The organism is Caulobacter sp. DWR1-3-2b1, assembly GCF_049895765.1.
Lineage (GTDB): Bacteria > Pseudomonadota > Alphaproteobacteria > Caulobacterales > Caulobacteraceae > Caulobacter.
The window spans coordinates 1-8,520 of record NZ_JAFCSZ010000055.1 but is presented as its reverse complement, the minus strand read 5'-3'; the positions used below and the strand labels follow the sequence as shown (position 1 = coordinate 8,520).

Genomic DNA, 8,520 nt, shown 5'->3' with positions numbered 1-8,520 from the left:
TATCGCTCGACGGACCGCCTCAGTCGTGCGGGCGCTTCCGTGCAGTATCTGGCCCATAGTGCTTCCTTCCACTCGGCGGAAAAGATTGCACCATCAAAGCCCGGGACCAAACACCTAGCCAACCGTCCGAATTTCCGGCGCCACCTCAGTCCTCGGCCTCTAGCGCGACCTTCAGAAGAGCGCTTGAACGGACAGGGTCGATCTTTCGCGCAAATCGCATGTGCCCGTCCTCTCGGTTCCCGGCCGGGTCGAGAAGGCGCAACCAATACCGATATGGCGCTCTACATCGTCTTAGGACTGCTAGGTCCCCGACTTGAAGGTTTTGAAATGCGCACCCTCCTCTACCCATTGTTGGCGATGACGTTGCTGAGCGGGATGGCTGGGACAGTCCAAGCCCAATCCATGAGCAGCCATGGAACGCCTGGCATGGCCGCTCAGCCACAGATGAAATCGTCCCGCGACAAGACCGGTGCGGACGCGTTGAAATCCGACGGCATGCGGATGAGCCGCGGCATGATGTCGGCTAGGGCGCCGGACATTGATCTGCTTTGGGCCAAGGTGATGATCGCCCACCACCAAGGCGCCATCGACATGAGCCAGAGCGTTCTAAAGGCGGGCGACGATCCCGAAGCCCGCAAGCTGGCCCAAGCCACGATTGACGAGAACACCAAGGCCAAGGCCGACCTTGAGGCCTATGTCCGAAAACACGGTGGCTGACCAAAACCTTGGTTCTCTTGCCGCGCCAAGCTTGGTTATGAGCCCAGAGCATCTTGGCTGACGGACGCAAGAGCGCGCCCTTCGATGCGAATGCGGATCCACAGAACCGCAGCGTTCAAGATTGAGAACAGGATGGCAAAGCCGACTAATCCGAACGTCAGTGGAAGTACCGCTATTTCGGCGGCCACCACCACGTAGTTGGGGTGGGACACTAAGCGGTAGGGCCCGCGTCGCACGAGGTCGGCGCCCGGTAAGGTGATGATCCGCGTAGTCCAGCGATCTCCCAATGTTGCGATCACCCAGACCCGGGCCAGTTGTAGCGCGACAAAGATCGCCAGCAGCGGCAGGTTCGTCGGCTGGTTCCAGGCCAGAAGCCAGAGCCCCGCCAACCAAGCCGCGTGCAAAATGACTATGATCGGATAGTGACCCGCCCCGGTCTCAATTCCCCCCCTAGCCATTAAGCGGCGGGTGTTGTGATTGGCCAGCACAAGCTCGCCCAGTCTCTGGGCGGTCACCAAGCCAAGGACGACGATCGAGAGCGTCATGCCGCCGATCTCAAGGTAACGGTGCTTGAGGTGAAGCCCGGGCCCAGAGCAGTGACCACCGATCTGTCAGGAAGGCCGGCGCGACGGGCCCGATCGAGGACGTAAAGCACCGTCGGGGCCGACATGTTGCCGTGGTCGCGCAGCACCGCGCGTTCGTGATCCAGGCACCCCTGACCGATCGACAGGGCCGCCTCCATGGCGTCGATCACCTTCATTCCGCCCGGATGGCAGATGAAACGATCGACGTCTTCCAGCCCCAGTTCCTGGCTTGCAAGCATCTCGACCATGGCCGATCGCAGATTGGCCCGGGCAAAAGGCGGTATGGCGCGGGCGAAGATCACGCCGAGGCCTTGCGGATCGACGCGCCAGCCCATGATGTCCAAGGTATCCGGCCATGTATGCTCAGCCATGCCTTCGACGTAAGCGAACCCGCCCTCGTCGCAGCGCAAGACGGCCGCTGCTGCGCCATCGCCAAACAGCGCCGTCGCCACAATGTCGGCCTTGGAAAGATCCTCAAGCCGAAAGGCCAGGGTGCAAAGCTCTACGATCACCAGCAGCACGACAGCCCCAGGCGTGGCTTTTGCCAGCCGGCTGGCCAGAGCCAAGCCGGTGGCTCCGCCGGCGCATCCCAAGCCAAATACAGGAACCCGCGCCGCGTCCGGTCGAAAACCGACACGCGCCATGGCTCGGGCTTCGAGGCTTGGCGTGGCGATGCCGGTCGAGGAGACGGTGACGATGATGTCGACATCGGGCCCCTTCAGTCCGGCTTGGTCGAGCGCGTCTTGGGCGGCGTCAACAAACAGATCGACGCCTCCGATAAGATAGGCTTCGGTCCGCTCCGGCCACGATCGCGGCTGCAAGTACCAGTCCATCGGCAGGATCGATTGGCGCGTCGCGATCCCTGCGGTGTCGAACACCTTGGCCATCCGGTCGAATTGCGGAAACTTGTCTTCGAAGAGCCTCCGGGCCACCTCGGCGACCTGGGCCTGCGGCATCTGATGGGGCGGAGAAGCTGTGGCGAGCGAGAGCAGGGCGACGGGGGCTGGCATGACGCGTCTCTCCGACCAGGTACTGGCGGAGGGCAAACGCCCTTTTGGTCAGTGGTCATTGGCGTAACCGGTCGATGTCGCCCAAGGTTCCACCTGAGCAGTTCTAACCCAGCGTAAGGAACGCCGGCGTCGCTACGGCATTTGCCAAACGGCACGTCGTGGCCCCACCTGGGGCCGGCCCGGCCACGGACGCGCGCCTTGCCCCACTCCGCCGACCACGACTCCGTCCCGGCCAAGATTTGGGCCGGATTCGCTATCATGTGCCTGGGCATGTTCATGGCGATCCTGGACATCCAGATTGTCGCCACCTCGATGCCGACTATCCAGCAGGCCCTAACTATCGCGCCCGATCAGATGAGCTGGATCCAGACTGCCTATCTGATCGCCGAGGTGATTGCCATTCCACTGACCGGGTTCTTGACACGCCTGTTGACCATGCGCTGGCTATTCGTCGTCGCCATAACAGTCTTCAGCCTGGCCTCCTTCGGTTGCGCCACGAGCAGCGGCTTCGCCTCCCTCGTCGCATGGCGAGTGCTGCAGGGCTTTTCGGGCGGCACGTTGATCCCGGCCGTCTTCTCGGCGGTATTCGTACTCTTTCCCGAGCGGCGCCAGGCCGTGGCCACAACAATCGCCGGCGTGTTGGCCGTCCTGGCCCCCACGGTTGGTCCGATCGTCGGCGGCTGGATCACCGACACCTACTCGTGGCGCTGGCTCTTTCTCGTCAACATCGGGCCCGGTTTGGCTTGCGCACTGATGGCCGCCTCCCTGCTACCGGCCGAACGCCCATCGCCCAGCGAGGCTCGCCGCCTGGACTTCTCGTCTCTCGTTTTGATGGCGGGGTCCCTGGCGATGTTGGTCCTGGCGCTTAAGGACGCGCCTCAGCGCGGCTGGACCTCGCCCCTCGTCATGGGACTGCTCGCGGGCAGCGTGGCGGCGGCAGGGTTGTTCGCGCGCCGGACTTTGAAGGCGCTTCATCCGATCGTAGAGCTGCGGACGTTCAGGGACCGCAACTTCGCGGTCGGCTGTCTATTAAGCTTTGTTCTTGGCATAGGGCTCTTTGGCTCTGTCTATCTGATGCCGGTGTTTCTCGCCTTTGTCCGCGGGTACGACGCGTTCGATATCGGCAAAATTATGCTAGTGACTGGCGTCGCTCAACTGATCACCGCGCCGATCGCCGTGGCGCTGGAACGGCGGGTCGACGCGCGGCTGCTGGCGGGCGCAGGGTTCCTTGTGTTCGCCATCGGTCTTGGCCTCAGCGCCTTCCAAACAGGCGAGACCGATTTTTCCCAGATGCTCTGGCCTCAGGTCGTGCGCGGCGTGGCGATCATGTTCTGCTTGCTGCCGCCTACCCGCTTGGCCTTGGGACATTTGGAAGCGGCCCGCGTGCCAGACGCAAGCGGCCTATTCAATCTGATGCGCAACCTCGGCGGCGCTATCGGCCTGGCTTTGATCGATACGGTGATTTACGGCCGCGCGCCCATCCTAGGACGAGCGATCGCCGCACGGCTAGAGGCCGGCGATGTCGAGACCGCCAAGGCTGTCGGGATACCGCTGGATCTGTTCCTGGCCCGCGGTCCAGGGCCAGCTGACGCAGATACCGTCGCGATCCTCGCACCAATGGTGCAGCATCTTGCACTTGTGCAGGCGATCAATGAGGCTTGGGGTATGATTGCCCTTCTGACACTGGCCGCCTTGCTTACCGTTCCGCTAGCGCGGCGCACTGGGGCCGAATAGTCCCACGCCGACGCCAATCGACAGATCTCATAGGCGCCAATGTACTAACCCGCTAGCGCGGGATGGGTGTTTGTTCGGCGAAGATGAGCGGCGGGGTTCTCCTGTTTGAAGAGGAGCGTGGGTCGGCCACGTCCTCCTCGAGACAGGAGACGAGTGATGCCCGAAGACGCGATCCACCCGCTGCGTCGCAGGATGGTCGAAGACATGACCATCCGCCCGAAGGCTCGCAACCCTCTGATCACAATCAGAAACATTATGAGTCAGACTCTTAGCCAAGCCGCCAAACTGTACGGACAACCGGCGCCACCTCAAAGGGCCAAGTCGAGAACCAGGTGCGGATCAGCCGTGAGCGGTTCTTCAAGCCGCGCCTGCGGTTCGCCACCCTGGAAGAGCTGAACGGCTGGCTTGAAGCCGAGTGCCGCCGCTGGGCACGCCTGCACCCCCACCCTGAGCAGCGCGAGATCACCTTGGCCCAGGCCCTGGAAGCCGAGCGGCCGGCGCTGCAGGCGATCATGGGGCCGTTCGACGGCTTCCACGAGGTCGAGCACGCGGTGACCGGAACCTGCCTGATCACCTTCGATCGCAACCGCTACTCGGTGATGGCCAAGGCCGCCAAGCGCACGGTGCAGGTGCGCGCCTATGCCGACAAGATCGTCGTACGCTGCGCCGGCGAAGTGGTCGCCGAGCATGCCCGGTCCTTCGGCCGGGGCCGGACGATCTATGATCCCTGGCACTACCTGCCGGTCCTGGCCCGCAAGCCGGGCGCTCTGCGCAACGGCGCGCCGTTCCAGGATTGGTCCCTGCCGCCGGCCCTGACGCGGCTCAGCAATAAGCTGGGACGTGGCGACGAAGCCGACCGCCGGTTCGTTCGCGTGCTGGCGGCGGTGCTGATCGATGGCCTGGATGAGGTCGACGACGCCGTCCGCGAGGCCCTGGACGCCGGCGCGGCCAGCGACGAGGTCATCCTCAACATCCTGGCCCGACGGCGCGAGCCACCCAGGCCCGAGGCGATCACCACCTCTCAGGCCCTGGCCTTGCGCCATCCGCCCATCGCCGACTGCGCCCGCTACGACCTGCTGCGAGGTCCCCGTGCAGCGGCATGAGATGATCGAAGCCTTCGCCCAATTGGGCCTGAAGGGCATGGCCGGGGCCTTCGACGAGACCGTCACCACGGGCCTTCAGCGCAACCGCACGGCCATGGAGATCTTGGCCGACCTGCTCAAGGCCGAGACCAACCATCGCCAGGCCGCCTCCATCCGCTATCGCCTGACCGCCGCCAAGCTGCCGGTGATGAAGGATCTGGCGGCGTTCAGCTTCGAGGGCTCGCCGATCAATGAGGGCCTGGTCCGTTCGCTATACGACGGCTCCTTCCTGGCCAACCATCGCAACATCGTCCTGGTCGGTGGCACCGGCACGGGCAAGACCCATCTGGCCATCGCCATCACCGCCAACGTCGTGCGGGCCGGCGCCCGTGGCCGCTACTTCAACACCGTCGATCTGGTGAACCGTCTCGAGGACGAAGCCCGGCGCGGCAAGGCCGGAGCCCTGGCGGCCCAGCTCTCGCGCCTGGACCTCGTGGTCCTCGACGAGCTGGGCTACCTGCCGTTCGCCCAGTCCGGCGGTCAGCGCCTGTTCCATCTGGTCAGCAAGCTCTACGAGCGCACCTCGGTGATCATCACCACCAACCTGACCTTCGGAGAATGGCCCACCGTCTTCGGCGACGCCAAGATGACCACGGCGCTGCTCGACCGTCTGACCCATCACTGCGACATCGTCGAGACCGGCAACGACAGCTGGCGGCTCAGGAACCGCGCCTGACAGGCACACTCCGCTTCATCCACAACTTGTTCAACCTCCCCCAGCCCCCCCTCCGGGCAGTTGATCGATCAGTGGCTCACTCCGCAGCGATGCTCTGCGCTGGCTGAGAGCTACGCGCATCGCCGCTCGGAAGCCGGATAGGGGGTCCCTGTTCGGCGCCTATAGGGGGTCCCGATTGGGTCCCGATTGGGCGCCGTTTGACAGTCGGGCTGGCTGTCCCCCAACCCCAGGCGCGAGCCAAGATCCACCACCGGGAGAATGACGCCCCGCAGGTTGACCATGCCGCGGACATAAGACGGAGCGTGGGGCAGGGGGGTGGCGGCGGCCCAGCCACGGATCTCGCGGACCGACATGATGTCGATGGCGAACTACTGTTCGCCGATCTGCACCATGATCAGCTCCGCGCCGACAGGCGGCAGCCTGGTCTGGGAGAGCGTCATCCTCAGAACTCCTCCCAGGAGCCTTGGCCCGAAGCCGCACCGCCCAGGCTGGCGGCGACCTTGCGCTGCATGGCTCGGGCCGGAGACGGCCTGGCTGCGGACCTGGCGGACGCCGCCTGCGGCGCGGTCCGACCGATGGCGCCGGAGGGCCCCGTCCGGAACCCGGCCATCAGTTGCGCGAGCTCTCCGGTCTCGGACTTCATCGAATGGGCGGCGGCGGTGGACTCTTCCACCATGGCGGCGTTCTGCTGGACCACCTGTTCCATCTGGTTGACCGCGGAGTTGACCTCCGCAAGCCCGGTGGCCTGTTCCTGGGCCGAGGCTGAGATCGCCGAGATCACCGTGTCGATCTCGGCCACCTTGGCGACGATGGACTGCAGGGCCTTGCCGGTCTCACCCACCAGGCTCACCCCCTGCCCCACCTGCAGGGACGAGGCCGAGATCAGGGTCTTGATCTCCTTGGCGGCCTCGGCCGAGCGCTGGGCCAGGGCCCGCACCTCGGAGGCCACCACGGCGAAGCCACGGCCGGCGTCGCCAGCCCGGGCGGCCTCGACGCCCGCGTTCAGAGCCAGGAGGTTGGTTTGGAAGGCGATCTCGTCGATGACCCCGATGATCTGGCTGATCTGGCGGGAAGAGTCCTCGATCTGGCCCATGGCCTCGATCGCCTGGCCCACCACCTCGCCGGAACGCTCCGCCGCGCTCTTGGCCTCGGCCACCGCCGTGCCGGCCTGGCGCGCGCCCTTGGCGGTCGTCTTCACCGTGGCGGTGATCTCGTCCAAGGCCGCGGCGGTCTGCTCCAGGCCCGCCGCCTGCTGCTCCGTCCGCCGCGACAGGTCGTCGGAGGCCTGCGCCATCTCGTCGGAACTGGAGCCGATGCTGGCCGTGGAGGCGGCCACCGTGGTGATGGTCTCCTCAAGCTGCGTGATGGCAGCGTTGAAGTCCTCGCGCAGCTTTCGGTATTCCTCTGGAAGGTCGTCGGGCATTCGATAGGTCAGGTCGCCGGCCGCCAGGGCCGCCATGCCCGCGCCCACGGAATGGACGACGGTGGCGCGTTCGCTCGCGAGCACCTCGGCCTCGGCTTTCTTGCGCGCCTCTTCAGCGGCTTCGAGATAGACTGAGATCGCATAGTCCATGTCGAGCAGGGTCGCCTTGGCCAGGGCGCCCAGTTCCGCCGACACCTTCTTGACCCCCGGCCCCTTCTTGGCCCCGAACCCGCCCTTGGGCCAGCGCGCCTCCAGCACGCCACCGATCAGCGCCTCCAGCAACAGGGCATAGCCGCCAATATACCAGCGCGGCTCCAGGCCGATCCGGGCATGGATTTCACCGACCTTGGTGACGGCGCGCACATAGTTCTGATCGAACTGACCGCTGGAGATCGATTCCCAATGGTTGAGCTGCCGGTCCTTGGCGCTGCTGACGTGGCTCTGGCTTGAGAAGAATTTCCGCGTCTCGGGATAGGCCTGAATCTGCGCGTAGAACCCATCAAGTGCCCCCGGCAAGTCCCGCATGATGACGGATTTTACATCACGGATGTTTTGCTGCGCGACGGCGTCGAGCTTCATGAAGCTCAAACGATCACTCAAAGAGTGTTCCTGGGTCATTTCGTATTCCTCAGTATTACTTTGAAACTTTGAAGTCGGAAGAAATTCCGACCAAAGAGACAATCGACTTGAGGAAGCCCAGGGGGTTCAGGCGCTCAATCGACCGATATGTCGGTTCAGTAGCCACAAGAATTGGTTAACGTGGCTTCGTCGCTGATAATCAAAATGGGTATTTGATGTTGAGTTAGCTGGTAATCGCGGCACTTTTCATGCGCGCAAGGCGCGACCACCAAGATTATTTCCCGGTTAGGGCGTAATTCCCGCCCCGTTTCCCCAGATTGCTGGAGGAATACAATATCCATTGGCATGAGGCGAATTGTCGCAAAGTCAATGCTTCGCGAAAATTAGTCCCACTAAATCATATTGATCGGTGCTGTCAGTCCAACGTCAACTCGTCTCCGGTCAGGCGCCATTTGCCCAACCCCGAGCTGGCCCTAGTGGATTGATTCCAACGTTTGTTGCCCACGGGCGGCGGCGGCGATGGTCTTGTTGGGGTTGGCGGTCCAGACGAAGGGCTTGGGTTGCTGATTGTGGTCGGAGACGAAGCGGTTGATGGCGGCCTGGAGGTCGACGACGCCCTTGAACACGCCGCGCTTGAGGCGGCGCTTGGCGGGGA

6 protein-coding genes and 3 pseudogenes are annotated in these 8,520 nt (G+C 64.1%); 4 read left to right on the top strand and 5 right to left on the bottom strand.

The window, feature by feature from the left end:
- Positions 1–273 precede the first annotated feature (273 nt).
- Positions 274–717 (top strand): DUF305 domain-containing protein, encoded by a 444-nt coding sequence (locus tag ACP69S_RS21645; RefSeq protein WP_426000759.1) that lies wholly within the window; start codon positions 274–276, stop codon positions 715–717.
- A 35-nt stretch (positions 718–752) separates the two neighbouring features.
- Here ACP69S_RS21645 and ACP69S_RS21640 read toward each other — a convergent pair whose 3' ends face one another.
- The gene (locus tag ACP69S_RS21640; protein ID WP_426000757.1) at positions 753–1,262 is read right to left on the bottom strand and encodes an isoprenylcysteine carboxyl methyltransferase family protein; all 510 of its coding nucleotides are present in this window, start codon (positions 1,260–1,262) and stop codon (positions 753–755) included.
- Positions 1,259–2,311: a type III polyketide synthase gene (locus tag ACP69S_RS21635; protein ID WP_426000755.1), complete on the bottom strand. Its 1,053-nt coding sequence runs from the start codon at positions 2,309–2,311 to the stop codon at positions 1,259–1,261. Before ACP69S_RS21635 ends, ACP69S_RS21640 begins: the two co-directional genes overlap by 4 nt.
- Before the next feature lie 258 nt (positions 2,312–2,569).
- Between ACP69S_RS21635 and ACP69S_RS21630 the strand changes: the two genes are divergently transcribed.
- From ACP69S_RS21630 to istB, 3 genes and pseudogenes are all read left to right on the top strand, one after another.
- A complete protein-coding gene (locus ACP69S_RS21630; protein WP_426000753.1) occupies positions 2,570–4,045 on the top strand; it encodes a DHA2 family efflux MFS transporter permease subunit in 1,476 nt (491 codons plus the stop codon).
- Between the two features lie 311 nt (positions 4,046–4,356).
- Positions 4,357–5,148, top strand: a pseudogene (locus ACP69S_RS21625) (Mu transposase domain-containing protein); the annotation flags it as partial.
- Positions 5,135–5,863 (top strand): IS21-like element helper ATPase IstB, encoded by a 729-nt coding sequence (gene istB / locus ACP69S_RS21620; protein WP_300571790.1) that lies wholly within the window; start codon positions 5,135–5,137, stop codon positions 5,861–5,863. The pseudogene ACP69S_RS21625 and the gene istB, both read left to right, overlap by 14 nt.
- Before the next feature lie 203 nt (positions 5,864–6,066).
- On the opposite strand, the pseudogene ACP69S_RS21615 reads toward istB, so the two are convergent.
- The 3 genes and pseudogenes from ACP69S_RS21615 to ACP69S_RS21605 all read right to left on the bottom strand — a co-directional run.
- Positions 6,067–6,255 (bottom strand): annotated as a pseudogene (locus ACP69S_RS21615) (chemotaxis protein CheW); the annotation flags it as partial.
- Positions 6,256–6,305: 50 nt separating this feature from the next.
- Complete coding sequence (locus ACP69S_RS21610; RefSeq protein WP_426000750.1) at positions 6,306–7,904, bottom strand: globin-coupled sensor protein; 1,599 nt, start codon at positions 7,902–7,904, stop codon at positions 6,306–6,308.
- Between the two features lie 434 nt (positions 7,905–8,338).
- Positions 8,339–8,520 (bottom strand): annotated as a pseudogene (locus ACP69S_RS21605) (IS630 family transposase); the annotation flags it as partial.

What these genes read in the sequence shown, in the direction of transcription:
- ACP69S_RS21645 (WP_426000759.1), top strand. Translation starts at nt 274, where the DNA reads ATGGCGCTCTACATCGTCTTAGGACTGCTAGGTCCCCGACTTGAAGGT.
- ACP69S_RS21640 (WP_426000757.1), bottom strand. Translation starts at nt 1,262, where the DNA reads ATGACGCTCTCGATCGTCGTCCTTGGCTTGGTGACCGCCCAGAGACTG.
- ACP69S_RS21635 (WP_426000755.1), bottom strand. Translation starts at nt 2,311, where the DNA reads ATGCCAGCCCCCGTCGCCCTGCTCTCGCTCGCCACAGCTTCTCCGCCC.
- ACP69S_RS21630 (WP_426000753.1), top strand. Translation starts at nt 2,570, where the DNA reads ATGTGCCTGGGCATGTTCATGGCGATCCTGGACATCCAGATTGTCGCC.
- ACP69S_RS21610 (WP_426000750.1), bottom strand. Translation starts at nt 7,904, where the DNA reads ATGACCCAGGAACACTCTTTGAGTGATCGTTTGAGCTTCATGAAGCTC.